Genomic DNA, 18,755 nt, shown 5'->3' on the forward strand with positions numbered 1-18,755 from the left:
GTCACACCTGTTCCCATACCGAACACAGCAGTTAAGCTCTTCAGCGCCGATGGTAGTTGGGGCTTTGCCCCTGCAAGAGTAGGACGTCGCCAGGCTGTTTTTTTGTTTATGCTTTTTTATTAGGAATAAATGTGGTATGATACATGTTCATACTGTTTTTTATTTGTATATTCCACAGTAGCTCAGTGGTAGAGCAATCGGCTGTTAACCGATCGGTCGTAGGTTCGAATCCTACCTGTGGAGCCATTTTTTTGCTTCCATAGCTCAGTCGGTAGAGTGCTTCCATGGTAAGGAAGAGGTCATCGGTTCGAATCCGATTGGAAGCTTAACCTGTAACCCTTGTACATCAACGTGTACAGGGTTTTTTGTTTGAAGTAATAAATCAGGTTAAAAGAGCAACTTCTAACAGACTTCTAACATGCGTTATTTTTAAGAATGTGCGTTCTTGAATTTCTGCATACTTTCACTAAATGTTTTTACAGCTTCCACTTGCATGGATGGTAATAATGAGCATACGTGTTTAAAGTTAATTCTACTTTCGCATGGTCCTAATCTTTCGGATACAATTTTAACTGGCGTACCGATTGAGAGCATCAATGTGGCATGCGTATGTCTTAGATCGTGGAATCGAATACGTTTCATTTCAAGATTTTCAATCAGCTTATCCAGCCGTTTATTGACGTTCTTTACATCAATCGGTTCTCCGGTTGGTCTACAGATGACCATATCCTGATTATCATAATCCTTCCCCATCTTAAAACGATCCTCTTTTACCTTTAACTCACGTTTTTTCAGTTCAGCAACAGCATCATCATCAATATCAATTACACGTCTTGCTTTATTCGTCTTTCCTTTTGAAAATCCAGTCCTGCTGTAATACTGCTAAAAAGTGTTGGTATAGCTCATAGAAAGTATTCACCGATGCCTTCAGCTGCAATTATTTGAGAGAGAACAATCGTTAAAATGGTAACTACTAATAGTATGAAGACCCTGTGTCATTATTGATCTGATCTCCAACCAATTAGAAAACCAAGAGTTAGAATATAGCACTTTATATGATATTTGTTATAAAACATGCTGTAAATTTAGACAATAATTGACCTGGAATAGGGAAGTGTTAAAAGGTCTTTCGCTGTTTTGTTAATGTATTCTCTTCTAAATATCCAGCTTGTAATAAACCAAAAGATGAATTCCACCTACTGCAATCATTTGAGCATGTAAATCTAAAAATGGTATATGTTTGTGCGAATGTGAATTTAAGCTAATACCGCAATAAGGAGAACTCCATTATATGAGCTCTCCCTTGCTGTTAGCTGCTATTCTTTTTGTTCTAAGTCCTCAATCGAATCAATATCCATATAAGCTGGGACAGCTAATCCAACCTTGGCACCATCTAAGTTGGGACCTAGATCTTCAAAATGGCCTTCATATTGATCATACAGTGCAGCATGTGTAGATGGCATCCATACTGCTAGAGATGCATCAGCGTCTCCTGTTGCTATTGACTCAAACATAATAGCTGGATCAACTGGTGTAAGTGTGACATTAAAACCTTGTTGTTCCAGTACAATTTTAGCTACATTTGCTGTAAAAATTGCATCATCCCAAGGAAGTAAAACTAATTCGATTGAAGTCCCATCTACCGACTCTACTCCTTCCGTCCAATCTGCAACCGTCTCTTGGTTTTCATCTACCCAATCTTGGGCTACTACCTCAAAATCTTTTTCTAGGGTCTCTAATAAGGCTTCCTCTACGTCTTGTAGCTCCCATTGGAATCGATCAATAATTGTATAAGCTTCAGGCATTTCATCTTTTAAACCTTTTCTTGCAATTGTTGTGATGGCTTCTTCTTCTCCATAGATACCTTTAGGATCTTCTAAGTACTTTAAATCCCACTTGGCAAACTTATAGTGAGGAGACCATGCGCTAAAAACAATGGCTTCTTCATTATCAATCGCATCACTTAGTTGTGTTAACATTGCCCCCGCCGAAGACATTTCCTGTTCCCAACCATCAAGATTATCATAGGCATCTATAGCTTCTTCATTTTTCTCGGTTTGTCCAGCACCAGGTTCGGTACCAGTAATCGTATACTCTAATTCTTTACTAACATTATCTTTAGTCTGTAAATTTCCAGCAGTAGATCCACAACCTGCAGTTATAAGGCTTAAGGATAAACCTGCAATTATTCCTATCTTTTTCCATTTAAAGTTAAACACGCTGTATAATACTCCTTCATTTTCACATATTGCCATTTTCCCTTTTTCATGAGTGGTGCACACCAAATTCGTCATGAACAGCTTATTTAATGTTATATCTTTTATTTTTATTAATCAAACGTTGAATATAATTGAAACTGTACAAATTGTTTGTACATATCTAAGAAATGGTGATTTATATAAACAATGAGTCCATTTTGTCTGTTTTTCTCCATATTACACCATATTTTGTCTCTTCTATCTTCACAATCCCTTTACTAACCAGGGTATCAAGTTCATTTGTTACAGCACCAAAAAACCTTTCATCATCAACTAAATCCTGAAGCAACACCTTATTAGGATGCTCTTCATAAAGACGGACCAGTATACTGATTTCTAAAAGGTTAAGCTTGTGTCGTTTTTTGATTTCCTGTATATCCCTCATTTGATCACTTCACTTATAGGTAATTATGCTTATATTATCAAAATTGGGTGAAAATTACTAGTGGGTCACAATGAAGATCTAAAACTTTCCATAAAGGTGACGTAAAAAGGATTTTTATTTTTTATGTCGAATAAGTTTAAGGGAGAGGTTCATGGTTGGATAATTTTATTCTTGTTCAGCAATAGGGCCATATTGTTGAAAAGGGTAATCTATTTTAGGTTGCCCTTTTTATTTTTGACCTCATCATTGTTAACTGGTAAACTAAAATTATTAACTGGTTAACAAATATATGAGAAGGAGGGTCATTCTTGGGAAGTTTATCAAAAGAAAATACATTGAAAGCTATTGAAAATTTTATTTTACAGCGTGAAAAAAAGACAAAACAGCAAAATGATGTTGCTGAAAGCTTATTAATACGTCATGGATTTTCTGAAGATAAGTGGTCTTTAACACAATTGCATATTGTGGCTTTAATAAATGAAAAACCAAGTGAAGCAAATAACACATTTCTAGCAAATCAATTAGGGATTTCAAAACCTGCGGTTACCAAAGCTATTAATGCTTTAACCAAAAAAGATATGATTACTGCTCAGAAAAAGGAAAGTAATCAAAAGACCATTTTTTATGGCTTAACAAATTCAGGGGAAAAACTTGCTCTGATTCATGAACAAATGCACCAAAAAGCGAGAGAGCGATATGATCAACTGTTAAATCAATTTTCCGATGAGGAATTACAGCTTATTACTAAATTTTTAAATACCTGGTCAAAGCAATTGTAAAAAAATAAGGAGAGTGTATGTTATGAACAGAAAGCAAGCTTATGACTTTTTAACGGAAGTCTATCAAGAAATTTTAGTAGCTATGAGAATAGAAAAAATACCTTATTATTTTAGTAAAAATTATATTCAAACAACTGATGGGGTTAGTTCTAATATAACCGAGTTTACGAATCATATTTCAGCACTGAATGAGGTTGTAAATTCAATATCTATATCTCCATTTTATGATTTTCTATTTGATGAAAAAAAGCAAACTGTGACACTTAGATATACTGTAGCTGTAGATAAAATAGATGGAAATACTGGAGAGATAGAAGTTATAGCAATATTTGAATTAAGCGATAATCTAATTTTGCGTTGTAATGAGCAATCTTGCCCTTTAAACCAAGATGAAGAACTTAAGCAGTTAGCAAAAATTAATTACTGAATATAATTTTTGTGGCTCTCAGCAAACGGGCGCGTTAATTAAATAGATACAAAAAAAGGACCACACGTTTTGATATGTCTAATACGGGTGGTCTTTTAATGTCAGCCGTTTTTTAGGCTAAATCATGCGTGGTATCCACATCTTTCCAAACCCTATTCTGCAATTCAAAATCCACCATCTTATCTCCACAGAAATAACGTTGCGCTAACTTAATAGTCATTTTCTTCAATTCATCCGGAGTAAATTTGATTATCTCCCCATTTACGCTATACACACATTGATCAACGCACCTTATATCCAGGTGATGCTTAGATATAATATCTTTTTTAAGCGCATAGAAGTCCTTTTTCATTTGTTCGATTGTAGCATCCAGTTTATCCTCAAACAAGTTACCAAACTTTAACGCTCCAAACGTTTTCCGATCCTGCCTAAATATCGTTATGGCCATAGGTAAAGTTATATAATAATTGATTAATTCTTTATTCATGTGATCACCTCTAAAGAACGTTTGTTCTTATTATATGCAGTAATGATTTAATTATCAATGGAAATTAAATACATACGATAATTAAGCAATAAAAAAAGACCGCCGAAGCGATCTAATGATTCCTGTTTCATCTATTATATAGTGAACTTATTTTATGCCGGCACCTGCCGACATTTTGATGGCAGAAAATTTAATTCGTGTTAGTTCTACTTAGTTCATAACAAATGGTTAGTGATAACAGCCAACTATTTTACTTCATATAAATTCGCCCTAACGCATGCAATCACACCATGGTAAGGAAGAGGTCATCGGTTCGAATCCGATTGGAAGCTCTATATAAAAACGCTGTAAGCCTTATATAACAAGGTTTACAGCGTTTTTATATTAGTACCGTTTTACCTTTTTTGCTAATACAGTGGAAAATGAATTTAGCAAAAGAAAAAACATTATATTATTATAACGTGTTCGGTTTTGGAGGAGAAAAGTATAAAAAAGTACACCTAAGATTAACCGTTTTTTTAGACTCTCCTTAATTTCAATTCTTGTTGTAATAATGCAGTCAAGTACTGCTCTGTATTCTCAAAAGTTATTTTCTTATTCTAGCGGTTACACCACTCAGCTCTTTCTTTCATACATTAAGATAGGGAGGGATCTTGAACATGGTAGGAGACTTTTTACAGGAGATGTTAATGCTATATTGTATTGGAGCAATAGGTTTTATAGTAAGAAAAACAGGGGTTTTGAATGAACATACAAATGATGTGTTAACTCAACTGATCCTCTACATCACATTACCAGCACTTATTTTATTTTCATTAGATATTCCATTTTCTTTTACTATAATAAAGGATTTCCTTTGGCTTTTTTCCATGTCTGTTTATGTACTTCTATTATCCATCTTTCTGGCTGTTTGGATGAGGAGACGCGCTCAACTTCCAGAAAAACAACAAAGTGTATATGAAAGCCTTATTATCTTTGGAAACCAAGGATTTATTGGCTATGCTGTATGCTTTATCCTTTTTAATGAACAAGGAATTATTTATTTAACCATGTTTAATTTATTTTACTTACTACTCATATGGTCCTATGGTATTCATTTATTTATTAAAGGCAGAAATGCAATAAGCTGGAAAGTTATCCTCTTGAATCCGGGGATCCTGTCGACCTTTTTGGGATTAATAGTTTTATTCTCTCCTGTTCATTTTCCTGAAACTGTATCAAACGCATTAAGAAGTGTTGGAGAAATAACCATCCCACTTTCCATGATATTAATTGGAAGTTTGATGGCAAACACAAAGTATAAGGACATTCCTTTAATGTTGAAAAACCCCCATCTATGGAAAGCTGCAATGGCCAAGCTTCTTTTAATTCCTTCGTTACTACTTCCATTTGCACTGTTATCTGTCCCCTTTTCATTACTGGTAATTGCAATCTTGGTTTCCGGAATGCCCTCTGCGCCAACAACTTCATTATATGCGCAAAAATTTGATGCGGACACTAATTTTGCAACTTCAGGTGTATTATTAACTACTGCATTATGTATCATTAGCATCCCATTCATTTATACGATCTTGCATATACTTTGAACATAATTGAATAAATAGGCTGTTCTTTATATAAAAAATTATAACTTTTTATATAAAGAACAGCTATTCGATCATAGAAAAATTCCAACAAACAGCTACGTCATATAACGAATTATTTTTTCAAGGTTATGTTCAACAGTTGATAAATGGAGAGGAAAGCAATTTTCCAAAGATAAATGTTGATAATGGAGCAGTAAGGTTAACTGTATAAGGTCTATTTTCCTTCATCTGATGAAATTACAAGATTGCAACGTGTCCTATTTGTTTAAGGAAGTCAATAAAGTCGTAATTAGTTGTTACCTGTTATTCCATTTATGACCGTAAATATTTTATAATTAAATGCTTCAGAATGAATGTATATCTTTTCTCCTATTGAGTTAATACTACAATCAAAGGAGTGGGTAATATTGCTAAAGCTGCATACAGATATAGAAGGAAAACAAGCATATTTTGGTGACGTAAAAAAAATATTTAAGTCTAATGGATTTACCTTTTGTAGTAATTTTGAATATCATAAAGGAAAATTTGATATGGTATTATGCCGAGAAGGCGGAGAAACAATTTACATAAGAATCCCTTTTGATGTTTTGAAAGGTGAACTGGATCGTCCCAAAGCATTTATTCAATTTGGACAGCCATATGTCATCAAACATGTTGTAAATACAGGACTGGATTGGGATGGAAATTCCTTGTTGACGACAACAGGGTTTAATCAGTTTCAGGAGCCTCTTGATAAAGATGGTAACATATTGGATAAAAGTAGGTGGGAAGAAGCTGGTGAACAGCAGGTGCATCATGTTATGAGTGTGATGAAAAACTTGAAAATTTCCTGACATTGCTTTTATGAATTATGGACTACCTTTAGAGAAGTAGTAAGAAAAAATCGACCTTTCATCATCAGTTAGGTCGATTTACTTTTTACCTGCCGTTATTGCATAAGCTGGTTTAATTGTTCAATATGTGCCTTATCTTCATCTGAATTATTTTTAATGACTTGAATACTTTCGTGATCTAAGTCACCTTTGATGATTTCTGTTGCTTGGTTCATACCCATTTCTTGTCCTTTTAGGACTTCTTTAATAATTCCTTCATTGTTATCAGGGAAATTTTTCATGTTCATCATCGTTTCTGATATAGATAACTTCATCCCATTGTCATCAACTGCTTTACCACCAAGATTTTGAATACGTTCGGCCGTTTTTGCAGCATGCTGTTTATGTTCCTGCTGAATACGCTGAAGTTCACTCTTCAAATTTGGATCGTGGGTGTGTTTAATGTAATGCTCATAAGCATGGATGCCCATGTACTCGCCTTTTAAATAGGCATTTAACTCCTTTACAACATCCTCTTCATTCATTGAGGTAAGCCTCCTTTTAATTATTTGGGACCACTGAGCTAAAAAAGGTCATGTCTTATTTTAGGTTGATAAAGGATAAATATACACATGGAATAATCCATTGTGGGAGAATTATTATTATCGAGGAAAGTCATAATAGGAGGGGCTTTGTTTCTATCAACAGCAGATTGTGCGTGAAAGTACCATTGATAAAAAAACGCCAACTCTGATTGGAAAGAGACTGGCGATTTTTTTATCAAACAATAAAGCATTGCTCGATGAATTGCTCCGTATGAAAGGATAAAGCTTTTATTTTTTGGATAGACTTTTATTTCTAGTCCACTGTTCATACCAACTTTTGATAGGAGCACTCATCTCCAATCCCAATTCCTGAAGGGCATCATTTAGCCGGGCATATTGATGGTTGACGAGCAATCCATATCCCAATTCTGCATATAACTTCATTAAATAAAAGTGCGCATCCTCTTCCTCGGGTCTGAGGTCACTTATTTTCACATACCATGCTTCCATCATCTCCATATTTCTCTGTTTAAGATAGAAACCGGCCATTTTATAAGCAGTATTGATCCATAATTGCTCCAGGCGATACCGCTCTGTTTCCGCCCAAACATAATCATATACCTCTAAGTAAGGACCTGTGTACATAACCATCATGGTTTCATAGTATTCTATTGTTTCCGTATGGATAGGCGGGGCGGTCTTTACACTATTTTCCCATTCTAAAATATCAATGAAGACATTTTCAACAAATAACGTATAGCCATGCTGCACGTTTTTGAGCGTAAAATGATTTCCGAATTGATCCAACGCTTTTCGGATATGGTAAATCGCTGTATATAATTGCGAGTATGTCCTGTTTTGTTCGATCGGCCAAATCAATTCAATTAGTTCAGCTTTTCGAATGGTTTTACCGATGTTATGTAGTAAATATAAAAATACTTCCTGTGCTTTTGCCGTTCGCCATTGAATATTATAAAATTTCCCTTTTGCTAACTCAAAAGTTAATTCTCTGCATACATTTATCTGTAGATAATTATTTGTTGTTACCGGTTTGCTTTGCTGTTTAGTTGCGTTCATCTCAACCCGTTCCAATGTTCTCTGCAGTCTATCCAGTTGGATAGGCTTCAAAACGTAATCAACTACATTTAAGTCAAAAGCCTGGATGGCATATTCATTAAAGGCCGTAACAAAAACAATCGATAAACTTGAATCAAATTCAAGAAGTTGTTCCGCTAACTCTAGTCCATTTATTTCAGGCATCTCTATATCCAAAAATACAACATCTGCTTCCTCTAATAAGGGAGACCTATTTCTAATATCCAAGTTTACAAATTTACCTATGACATCAATGTTACCAAGTTTGTTTAGTTGATGTTCAAGAAAATCCAGTGCTAGTGGCTCATCATCAACGAGAATTGCTTTCATTTCAATCCCCCATTTAATTAGTAATGTCTGTATATCTAAGATGTAGGTTATATGTGCCAGTGTATATAGTCTATTTTACCCCTCTTTAATGATCCTGCAAGTTAGTTGATTAAATCATATTTATATTTAATAAATTGACATGGGGCACTGTTTTGACATTACTGTCACAATTTTTATATAGACTTATACGGATTTTTACTTAATAGGTATTTAGACTTATTAAAAGATCCGGTATTGTGCTTGTTTTCGTGGTTTGTTCAGTATTTGTAGAGCAAGGCTCATTATAGTAAGTAATTGGACTCATCAATACAAAAATATGTAGATAGGAAGCGCATAATTGGGAGGGATGAAATTGAGGAGAAGAGTAAGTGTATTATTTATCTTTATGTTGGTTTTCCAAATGATATCCAGCAGCTTTGTTCTACCTGCACAAATCAAGGCGGAGGGATCTGAGCAAAGTATCTTCACTGGTATATCGACAACAGATGAAGATGATAACAAAGTGAATGTAGAAGAACTGGATGGCGGGACAGCAATCAATGTAGGTGTGGACTGGTCTGTGGAAAATATAGAAGTTAAGGCAGAAAGTACAGATTCGCTTGTACTGCCTGAAGAATTGGATATTAAAAAAGAGCAGGATGGTACTTTAGTAGCCAACGAAACAGAAATTGGAACGTTTCAGGCTACAACGGACGGCGCTGTAGAGGTAACGTTTAATAAAGAAGTCGAAGAACACGCGGAAGCTGAAGGCAGATTTATACTAGAAGCGGTTGTTGCTCATACCGATCAGGAAGAAGAAAAGACTGAAGCAGAATCAAAAGAAGAAACAGAAAAAGAACTGGATAAAGAGCCTGTAGAGGACAATAATGAAACGGATTCATCAGCGATAGAAGAAGTTGAAGAAGATTCAGCAGAGGTAGAAAGTACAGATTCTGAAAAAAATCTAGGAACTGAGGTAGAAGAGGAAACAAATACGGAAGAAGCGTCTGAAGCTGAAGTAACTGAAGAAAATAGTGAAGATGCAACTGAGGAAAACACAGATTTAAACAAAGCAGATGTTGAAAGTGCAGTTTCGGAAGAAGATAAAAGAATAGCGGAAGAAAAGCATGGATTTAATTTGAATTTAGGCAGCGTTACTGATTTAGAAGATAAGCCATATGATGAAGAAAATCTACTGGATCCGGCAGAGGAATTCAAGCTGAAACTCGACTGGAGTCTAGAAGATGAGCATCATTATGTGGCAGGTGACATAGAAACATTTGATTTACCAAAAGGCATTAAAATAGCGGAAGAGATGTCTGGTGAATTAAAAGACGACTCTGGTGCAGTTGTCGCCACTTATATAATTTCGACAGATAGAAAAGTAGAATTGACATTTACAGATTTTGTTGAAACACATAGTAACGTAAAAGGCTGGTTAGAAATTATTTCAACATTGGATGAAACAAATGTTGAGGTTGAAGATGGGGAAGCGATTCTTGATCCAATTGGTGAAGAAGGCGAAATCAGAATCCCAATTGACCAAGGCAACAAAGAGAAAACAATCGAGAAAAAGGGAACACCAAATAAAGGTTACAATGCCGATGAAATTAATTGGGAAGTCATTATTAATAAAAATAAAGCATCTTTAACAGATGCAAAGGTCACAGATCTACTTCCTGAAGGTACGGAATATAAAGAAGGCAGTTTAATAGTTACAAAATTAAAAGTAGATCTGTACGGTAATATTTTAGGTGATGATGAAGTAATTGACGTAACTGATGAAGCCGTTGTTGACGGTGAATTAACCATCCCGCTCGGTGATATTAAGGATGCTTACCGCGTTGAATACGTCACTACGGTTACTGATGATGAGAAAACGCAATTTAAGAATAATGCTATACTTTTAGATGAAGATTTGGAAGATGTTTCAGCGGACGCAACGATAACGATTAATCGTGGTGAAGCAATCAAGAAAAAAGCTGCCAAAGGCTATGATCCTAAAACAGGGATTATTGAATGGGAAATTGAATTTAACTACAATGAAAAAGATTTAACAGATGTTACTTTAACAGATGCATGGACACCAGAGGGTAAAATGGATTTAGTTGAGGATAGTCTGGTATTCACTGAGGTGGAAATTGATGAAAATGGTCAGGCAAAGGAGACAGGTAATGTAGGTCTGCCTGACGGTGCGGAACTTGTAAAAGGTGACGATGGATTTGAAGTAACAGGTATTACTACAGATACGCCCTATAAAGTAACGTACCGAACAAAAGTGAAAGATCGTGTGCTGGATGGTTTTAAGGTTGCAAACACAGCCGGATTTGGTGCTGAGTCAGATGGTTCTGGATCTGGCGTCGGTACGTATTACGGATCGAAATCAGCTGGATCAATTGATTATGCAGCTAAAACAATCGATTGGAAAATCGAAGTTAACCATGATGAATATCCGATGGAAAGGATTAGCATTGAGGACACATTGGGTGAAGGATTAACTTTACTTGGTGAAACAATTGCAATTACAGTAGATGGTCAGCCTTACGACAAGGAAGAACATGGTGATTATACAGTTTCGGGTGATAATCCATTTACAATTACGTTTCCAGATGACTATACAACAGATAAAAAGATCGAAATTAGCTATAAAACTGAATTTGACGCAGACAATGTGCCAGATTATAAGCCGACAAATAAAGCGGCCATTACGTGGACACCAGGAGATGGTGGTGACCCGATTACAAAAGAAGTCGAAGCAGGAACAGAATTAAACAAGGAGACAAAAGATAGTTCGTGGAAAAATGGATCGTATAATCCAGAAACAAAAGAAATCACATGGACGATCATTACAAACTATCGGCAAAATTCAATTGACGACTTAAAAATTGTAGATGCGCCTCAAGGTAACCAGCAAATTGTACCGAAATCTGTTAAAATTCATGAACTTACAATAGATAGTAATGGTAATCACAGACCAGGTGACGATGTAACAGGTAACGTAGATGTTTCTTATAATGAAGATAATACTATTTCGGTAGGAATTGGAAAAACAACCAAAGCGTATAAAATCGAATACAAAACATCACTCGCTGATTTAAGTGATATTCAAAACGAATATGTGAACGAAGCAGAAGTGTTAAATGGAATAGAAAAATTGTCTGACTTAGAAGCTAAAGTGGGCATTGCTAAATCAGATACGTATGGAGAGAAATCAGGCTATCAAGAAGGTAAACAAGTTCATTGGTCAGTCAAAGTGAACCTCGGACAGCAAAAGGTCAGTAATTTAAAACTTGAAGATACAATTTCTGATAATCAAGAGTTTTTAGTGGATACATTTAAAGTGTATCATGCAACAGTTGATGGAAACGGAAATGCAACCAAAGGCGAAGAAGTTTCTGAAGACCAATATGAGTTAACACATACGCTAGGAGAACCAGTCTTCACTGTTGAGTGGAAAGAGGATGTTGATCGGGCGTTTATCGTTGAGTATTCAACATTGTTCTTTGAGAAACATAATGGTGAAGTAACAAATACGTATAACGTGACTGGCGATAACATCATCAAGGATGGTACGACTGGTGGTGATGGTACAGTAACCATCAAACAATTATCATCAGGTGGCGGTTCGGGTGAAGCAGGCTATCTTGTTATTGACAAAGTTGGTAAAAAAGATGGAGTGGAAGCCCCATTAGCCGGCGCCGAGTTTGACTTAATTGATTCAGATACAGGTAACGTATTAAAATCAGGTACGACTGACGAAAATGGTCAAATCGATTTCGGTCGTTTACTGTTTGGAGAGTATGAATTATACGAACGCGTTGTTCCGGAGGGTTATGTCACAAAAGACGAAAGACAAACGATTGTAATTGATAAGAAATATGAAAAAGGCGATGATAAAGAGACTTTTTCATATAAAGCTCTAAACTACGAACCTGTCTTTGCAATTGAACTATCAAAAACGGGTGAAGAAGGAAAAGCATTAGAAGGTGCTGAATTCACACTGTTTGATTCAAACGATAAAGAAATTGCAAAAGATACAACAGATAAAGACGGCAAGATATTATTTGAAAATCTAAAGAATGCTGGAACATATTATGTGCAAGAAACGAAAGCACCAGCAGGGTATGTACTTGATGAAACTAAACATCAAGTGATTATCGGAGATAAAGAGCAAGAGCCAGTAAAATTGTCAGTTGATAACACCCCACGTGGTGCGGTTAGATTAACAAAATTAGACACGGATACAAATGAACCTCTTCAAGGTGTTGAATTTGAATTACAAAAGTTAAACGAAGAAACAAAGGAGTTTGAAAAAGTTGAAACGGATGAGCCACTTATTACAGATGAAAATGGGAACATCAAAACTTCAAACACGCTTGAAGCAGGAACCTACCAATTCGTTGAAGTAAAAGCTTTAGACGGCTACCGTACAAACGAAGAGCCGAAACAGTTTGAAGTTAATGTAAATGATGTCGCTCTGCAGACATTATCAATGACGAACGAGAAGTATAAAGGTTCTGTCAAACTAATTAAATTAGACGCTGCAACCAAAGATCTACTTTCAGGAGCAGCATTTAAATTAGTAGATTCAGAAGGTGAAGTTGTTAAAGAAGAATTAGTCACAAATGACCAAGGTGAAATTGTTGTCGATAATTTACTTTTAGGTAACTATCAATTAATGGAAACAAAAGCGCCGACTGGTTACGAATTAGATGAAACACCGATTGATATAGAAATTACGGAAGACGAACAAGTCGTTGAAAAAACAATGACGAACATTAAAATTACAAATATATCAGTTGAGAAGAAGTGGAATAACGCGGATGGCGACACAACACCGGTCACGGTGAGACTTCTACCAACAGATCAAACAGTTGAATTAAACGAGGAAAATAATTGGAAAGCAACATTTAAAGACTTACATGTTTATGATGAGTCAGGAGAAAAAATCGATTATCAAGTTGAAGAAGCAGAGATTGATGGCTATAAGTCAACAGTAACAGGCGATTCAGCAGACGGCTTTATCGTGACGAACACAGAATTGACCAGCGTTTCGGGTACGAAAACGTGGCTAGATGATAAAGCAGCGGACCGTCCAGACTCCATTACAGTTGAACTTTCAGGAAATGGCGAGAAAATTGACGAGATTGAAGTCAACGCAGCATCTGATTGGAAATACGAATTCGGAGAGCTTGTGAAGTATGATGCTAAAGGTAAAGAAATCGTCTATACAGTTGATGAAGTAAAACTGAGTGGTTATGAGACATCAATTGAAGGTTTCAATATTACGAATCTACGTGTTGGTGAGACTGACGTAAAAGGAACGAAGACATGGTTAGATGATGACTCAGAAAATCGTCCAGACTCCATTACAGTCCAGTTACTGGCAAACGGTGAGAAAACGGATCAAACAGTTGAAGTCAACGCGGAATCAGACTGGTCATACGAATTTAAGAACCTTGATGAATATGATGACCAAGGTAAGAAAATCAGCTATACAGTTGATGAAGAAGCTGTCGAAGGCTATGAGAAATTAATTGAAGGTAACGATATTACGAATTTACGTGTCGGTACAACAGAAGTAGAAGTATCTAAGTTGTGGAAGGATGAAGATGAAACAGATCGTCCGGATACAATCAAGATGAACCTCCTTCAAAATGGTACGGTTTATAAAGAATATAAAGTGGCAAAAGAAAATGATTGGAAACTAACAATCACGGACCTGCCAAAGTATGATGAAGTTGGTAAAGCTTATAAGTACACTGTCACAGAACATGATGTGCCAGGTTATGCATCAGCTGTTGATGGATTTGAGATCACCAACACACGTGCAGACGTGAAAACAATTGAAATCAGCAAAAATTGGTTAGATGACGATTCCAAAGATCGTCCAGATTCAATTGAAGTTGAGTTATTTAGATCGGTAACAGATGGTGATAATGAGTTGGTTGATACCATCACATTAACCGAAGAAGATGTTTGGTCACTTGAAGTAAAAGACCTACCATCATTCGATACGGATGGAAAAGCTTACACGTACGAAATTAGGGAAAAAGAAGTTGCAGGCTATGAAACAAGCGTCAATGGATTTGAATTAACCAATTTACGTGTTGGCGACACTGAAGTATCAGGAACAAAGACATGGTTAGATGATGACTCAAAAGATCGACCAGAATCCATCACAGTCCAGTTACTGGCGAACGGTGAGGAAACTGATAAGACAATTGAAGTCGATGCATCGTCAGACTGGACATATGAATTTATGAACCTTGACAAGTATGATGAACAAGGAAAAGTAATTGCCTATACAGTTGATGAAGAAGCTGTTGACGGCTATGAGAAATCAATTGAAGGTAACGATATTACAAACGTACGTGTAGGTAAAAAGGAAGTTTCTGGAGAGAAGACGTGGGTTGAAGTCGATGACCAATATCGTCCAGACTCCATTACAGTAAACTTACTTGCAAACGGTGAGGAAGAAGATACAGTTGAAGTTTCTGTAGCGACAGATTGGTCATATGAATTCACCGGATTAGCCAAGTATGATGCAAAAGGAAAAGAAATAAACTATACAATTGAAGAAATTGAAGTTCCGGGTTATGAGTCGGAAGTAGAAGACTATAACATTACAAACACCCAAGCAACAACAAAAGTATCAGGAACGAAGACGTGGAAAGATAATGGTAAAGGTCATCCAGATTCCATTACTGTTCAAGTAATGAATGGAACTGACGTTGTTCAAGAACAAGAAGTAACAGCGGAAGATGAATGGGCTTATACATTCACAGACTTAGTGAAATATGATAAAGAAGGTAACGAGATAGGGTACACGATCAACGAACTACCTGTTCCAGGATATGCAACGGAAATAGATGGTTTTGATATTACAAATACAAGATCTGAAAAAGTTGATGTAGAAGGAACCAAAACATGGAAAGACGATAACGCAAAAGATCGTCCGGACATGATTAAAGTAAACCTCTTACAAAATGGTGTTGTGAAAGATACGAAAAAAGTTACGGCAGAAGTTGATTGGTCGTATAGCTTTGATGATTTAGATAAATATGATGAAAATGGTGTCGCGTATGTGTATACCGTGAAAGAGCAAGGTGTTCCAGGATATGAATCAGAAGTTGATGGATTTAATCTAACCAATACTAAATCTGACCAAATATCAGTATTAGTTACAAAAGGTTGGAAAGACGACGATTCCAAAGATCGTCCTAAATCAATCAAAGTAAACCTTTTACAAAATGGGAATCTGTTTAAAGATGTGGAAGTAACATCTGAAAATGATTGGAAACATGAGTTTAAAGATCTAGAAGCATATGATGAAAATGGTGTCGCATATGAATATACCATCGAAGAGGAAAAAGTAGAAGGCTATGAGACAACAATTGATGGTTTTGACATCACCAACGTTCGTGTAGGGGAAACATCCGTAGAAGGAACCAAAACATGGAAGGGCGATAACGCAAAAGATCGTCCAGAGATGATTAAGGTAAACCTCTTACAAGACGGTGTTATAGTCAAGACAGCCGAAGTAACGTCTGAAACGGATTGGACATATAACTTCACAGATCTGCCAGCGTTTGATGAGAACGGTGTTGCTTACATTTACACGGTTGAAGAAGAAGCGGTAGATGGTTACACATCCACTGTGAAAGGTTATGATATTACAAATACATTCATACCTTTTGAAAAGGATGAAGATTATAAAGAAGAAGTAACAGCGGGAGCGAACCAGGATTCTCCGAATAAGCCGAATAAACCAGGGGAACCAGACAGATCAGATAAATCAGATAAACTGGATAGCCCAGGTAAATCAGATAAAATTGGTGAAGAGAAGGAAGGATCACCAGACAACGAGCTTCCAAAAACAGCAACTAACATATTCAATTTGGTCTTACTTGGTTTTGGTTTGATACTCGTTGGGTTAATCACATGGTTTGTTAGAAGAAGAAAAACAGCATAATTACTATATTAAAAAGCTTTCACTTACTAACTATAGTAGGTGAAAGCTTTTTATTTAATCTTGACACGCTTCATGGGCGGATGACCTTTATGAAAGTTAATTTATTTAGCGGCTTGAACCATATTAATGTTTTGGAACCCCGAAAGCTCACTGTTGTTCCACAGTTCCCATTTGTTTTTTTACCCACCAATAATATGAAAACCCGAATCTACGTGCAATACTTCACCAGTTACGCCCCTGGAAAGCTCGCTCATGAAGAATAATGTTGCATCTCCAACTTGGTCCTGATCCACATTTCGGCGTAAAGGAGCAATTTCCTCAATAACGGAAGCTTTCTCGTTAAAGCCAGATACGCCCTTAGCGGATAACGTGCGTATTGGGCCTGCAGACACTGCATTTACCCGAATACCGTACTTACCGACATCTTCTGCTAGGTATCTCACACTTGCTTCTAATGAGGCTTTGGCAACCCCCATAACATTGTAGTTTTTAATAACACGTTCTGCACCTAGGTATGTTTGTGTTACAATGCTACCGCCCTCAGTCATCACTTCTTTAGCAGCTTTTGTAATGGCTACAAGTGAATAAGCACTGATCTCCTGGGCTAATAAAAATCCATCACGGGACGTATCCGCATATTCGCCTTTTAGTTCCTCTTTGTTTGCGAAAGCCACTGAATGAATTAAGCCATGAACAACGCCAACCTTTTCTTTGATCTCGCCAAATGCTTTCGCAATACTATCATCACTGGCAACATCACAAGAGACGATTAATTTTGGTTCTATCTCATTTGCTGCTAAGAGCTTTGTTAATTTATTGTAAGACCTTTCCTGTCTGTTTGTGAAAATTAAATTTGCTCCTGCATTATGTAATGACTTCGTTATTCCCCATGCAATACTACGTTCGTTTGCCACACCCATAATAATGATGTTTTTTCCTTGTAGTAGACCTGACATACGTGCACCTCCAAAATGATTTCTCTTATATTATAACCTATTATTACTGTTTAAAGAAATCAAATTAAAACACAAACGGTTCGTTGAAAGGGCGTGAAAATAATTTTCTATTACAAAAGTTTACTTTACCCTTTACAAAGGATCAAGAAGTAGATATAATGAAAATCGTCAGTTTGAGATAAATTGTCACTTCATGTAAAACAATGTCGTTTATACATAATAAAATTTAATAATTAAGGCCCGTTGGTCAAGCGGTTAAGACACCGCCCTTTCACGGCGGTATCACGGGTTCGAATCCCGTACGGGTCACTTTTTAATTTAACGGATAGCAATTAAAGCATGTTGAATTCGCGATGTTCTGGGACTGCGATTACGCTTCCCACCGAAACATTTGACGCAATACATGCACTAGCGCATCCTGTGCGATGGAGGATTAGCTCAGCTGGGAGAGCACCTGCCTTACAAGCAGGGGGTCGCAGGTTCGAGCCCTGCATCCTCCACCATTATTTTATGTTCAATTAAATTTGTAATAAGCCGGCCTAGCTCAATTGGCAGAGCAACTGACTTGTAATCAGTAGGTTGGGGGTTCGATTCCTCTGGCCGGCACCATGTACATTTAAATGTATAATTTTTGGATACGTGTTAACAATACTTTCGGAGGGGTAGCGAAGTGGCTAAACGCGGCGGACTGTAAATCCGCTCCCTCAGGGTTCGGCAGTTCGAATCTGCCCCCCTCCACCATTTACTCTATTGGGCTGTAGCCAAGCGGTAAGGCATCGGGTTTTGATCCCGTGTATCCTAGGTTCGAATCCTAGCAGCCCAGCTTTTTCTATTTGTGTATGAGGTACAGGTTTTCTAAAGATATGTAAATTCACTTGCCAAACGATGCGTATGTTTTTATGAGCCCATAGATCTACCGAACGATTTATTCAAGAGGAAATTAACATAGCATGAGCCATTAGCTCAGTCGGTAGAGCATCTGACTTTTAATCAGAGGGTCGGAGGTTCGAATCCTCCATGGCTCACCATTTTATTCAATTGAACATATAGGGTTATACATCATAAATATAGTAATTTTTAGTAAACAAGGTCGTTATGATTGTAGACAACCTTGTTTATTTGCATTTTAAGCTAACTTTTA

The 18,755-nt window shown here is 36.6% G+C and carries 11 protein-coding genes, 8 tRNA genes, 1 rRNA gene and 1 pseudogene; 14 read left to right on the plus strand and 7 right to left on the minus strand.

From position 1 onward, the window contains the following. The 3 genes from rrf to JOC34_RS08690 form a co-directional block, all read left to right on the plus strand. Positions 1–95 (plus strand): 5S ribosomal RNA (gene rrf / locus JOC34_RS08680); the annotation flags it as partial. 76 nt (positions 96–171) lie between these two features. Further along, a tRNA-Asn gene (locus JOC34_RS08685) sits at positions 172–246 on the plus strand. A 7-nt stretch (positions 247–253) separates the two neighbouring features. Further along, positions 254–326 (plus strand) — tRNA-Thr (locus JOC34_RS08690). Between the two features lie 103 nt (positions 327–429). Here JOC34_RS08690 and JOC34_RS08695 read toward each other — a convergent pair. The 3 genes and pseudogenes from JOC34_RS08695 to JOC34_RS08705 form a co-directional block, all read right to left on the minus strand. Further along, a pseudogene (locus tag JOC34_RS08695) lies at positions 430–843 on the minus strand (tyrosine-type recombinase/integrase); the annotation flags it as partial. Positions 844–1,316: 473 nt separating this feature from the next. Further along, positions 1,317–2,219, minus strand: a complete 903-nt coding sequence (locus JOC34_RS08700; protein ID WP_338062658.1) for a glycine betaine ABC transporter substrate-binding protein — start codon at positions 2,217–2,219, stop codon at positions 1,317–1,319. Positions 2,220–2,394: 175 nt separating this feature from the next. Next, positions 2,395–2,643: a hypothetical protein gene (locus JOC34_RS08705; RefSeq protein ID WP_205136384.1), complete on the minus strand. Its 249-nt coding sequence runs from the start codon at positions 2,641–2,643 to the stop codon at positions 2,395–2,397. 308 nt (positions 2,644–2,951) lie between these two features. Between JOC34_RS08705 and JOC34_RS08710 the strand changes: the two genes are divergently transcribed. Together JOC34_RS08710 and JOC34_RS08715 are read left to right on the plus strand one after the other, a co-directional pair. Then, a complete protein-coding gene (locus JOC34_RS08710; RefSeq protein WP_205136385.1) occupies positions 2,952–3,422 on the plus strand; it encodes a MarR family transcriptional regulator in 471 nt (156 codons plus the stop codon). A 22-nt stretch (positions 3,423–3,444) separates the two neighbouring features. Further along, the gene (locus JOC34_RS08715) at positions 3,445–3,849 is read left to right on the plus strand and encodes a nuclear transport factor 2 family protein (protein ID WP_205136386.1); all 405 of its coding nucleotides are present in this window, start codon (positions 3,445–3,447) and stop codon (positions 3,847–3,849) included. Between the two features lie 112 nt (positions 3,850–3,961). Here the strand turns inward: JOC34_RS08715 and JOC34_RS08720 are convergent, their stop codons facing one another. Continuing rightward, positions 3,962–4,336: a YhjD family protein gene (locus JOC34_RS08720; protein ID WP_205136387.1), complete on the minus strand. Its 375-nt coding sequence runs from the start codon at positions 4,334–4,336 to the stop codon at positions 3,962–3,964. 659 nt (positions 4,337–4,995) lie between these two features. On the opposite strand from JOC34_RS08720, the gene JOC34_RS08725 reads away from it, so the two are divergent. Both JOC34_RS08725 and JOC34_RS08730 read left to right on the plus strand, forming a co-directional pair. After that, positions 4,996–5,922, plus strand: coding sequence for an AEC family transporter (locus tag JOC34_RS08725; protein WP_205136388.1), 927 nt, complete (start codon positions 4,996–4,998; stop codon positions 5,920–5,922). A 407-nt stretch (positions 5,923–6,329) separates the two neighbouring features. Beyond that, positions 6,330–6,755, plus strand: coding sequence for a YugN family protein (locus JOC34_RS08730; RefSeq protein ID WP_205136389.1), 426 nt, complete (start codon positions 6,330–6,332; stop codon positions 6,753–6,755). A 95-nt stretch (positions 6,756–6,850) separates the two neighbouring features. On the opposite strand, the gene JOC34_RS08735 is transcribed toward JOC34_RS08730, so the two are convergent. Further along, entirely contained in the window at positions 6,851–7,279 is a 429-nt protein-coding gene (locus tag JOC34_RS08735; RefSeq protein WP_205136390.1) for a DUF2383 domain-containing protein, read from the minus strand. Positions 7,280–7,567: 288 nt separating this feature from the next. Beyond that, on the minus strand, positions 7,568–8,704 hold the full coding sequence (locus tag JOC34_RS08740) for a response regulator (RefSeq protein WP_205136391.1): 1,137 nt from the start codon (positions 8,702–8,704) through the stop codon (positions 7,568–7,570). Between the two features lie 352 nt (positions 8,705–9,056). Here JOC34_RS08740 and JOC34_RS08745 point away from each other — a divergent pair, with 352 nt between their 5' ends. Next, positions 9,057–16,658: a Cna B-type domain-containing protein gene (locus JOC34_RS08745; RefSeq protein ID WP_205136392.1), complete on the plus strand. Its 7,602-nt coding sequence runs from the start codon at positions 9,057–9,059 to the stop codon at positions 16,656–16,658. 179 nt (positions 16,659–16,837) lie between these two features. Here JOC34_RS08745 and fabI read toward each other — a convergent pair whose 3' ends face one another. Further along, on the minus strand, positions 16,838–17,614 hold the full coding sequence (gene fabI / locus JOC34_RS08750; protein ID WP_205136393.1) for an enoyl-ACP reductase FabI: 777 nt from the start codon (positions 17,612–17,614) through the stop codon (positions 16,838–16,840). 237 nt (positions 17,615–17,851) lie between these two features. On the opposite strand from fabI, the gene JOC34_RS08755 reads away from it, so the two are divergent. The 6 genes from JOC34_RS08755 to JOC34_RS08780 all read left to right on the plus strand — a co-directional run bounded on the left by JOC34_RS08755 (position 17,852) and on the right by JOC34_RS08780 (position 18,642). Beyond that, positions 17,852–17,923 (plus strand) — tRNA-Glu (locus JOC34_RS08755). A gap of 118 nt (positions 17,924–18,041) precedes the next feature. Continuing rightward, positions 18,042–18,117: transfer RNA gene (locus JOC34_RS08760), tRNA-Val, on the plus strand. A gap of 30 nt (positions 18,118–18,147) precedes the next feature. Next, positions 18,148–18,223, plus strand: a tRNA-Thr gene (locus tag JOC34_RS08765). 47 nt (positions 18,224–18,270) lie between these two features. Further along, positions 18,271–18,355 (plus strand) — tRNA-Tyr (locus JOC34_RS08770). Between the two features lie 10 nt (positions 18,356–18,365). Beyond that, positions 18,366–18,437 (plus strand) — tRNA-Gln (locus JOC34_RS08775). A 129-nt stretch (positions 18,438–18,566) separates the two neighbouring features. Then, positions 18,567–18,642: transfer RNA gene (locus tag JOC34_RS08780), tRNA-Lys, on the plus strand. Positions 18,643–18,755: the final 113 nt, after the last annotated feature.

It is taken from the genome of Virgibacillus halotolerans, from assembly GCF_016908515.1.
In the GTDB taxonomy this organism is placed as follows: Bacteria; Bacillota; Bacilli; order Bacillales; family Amphibacillaceae; genus Virgibacillus_M; species Virgibacillus_M halotolerans.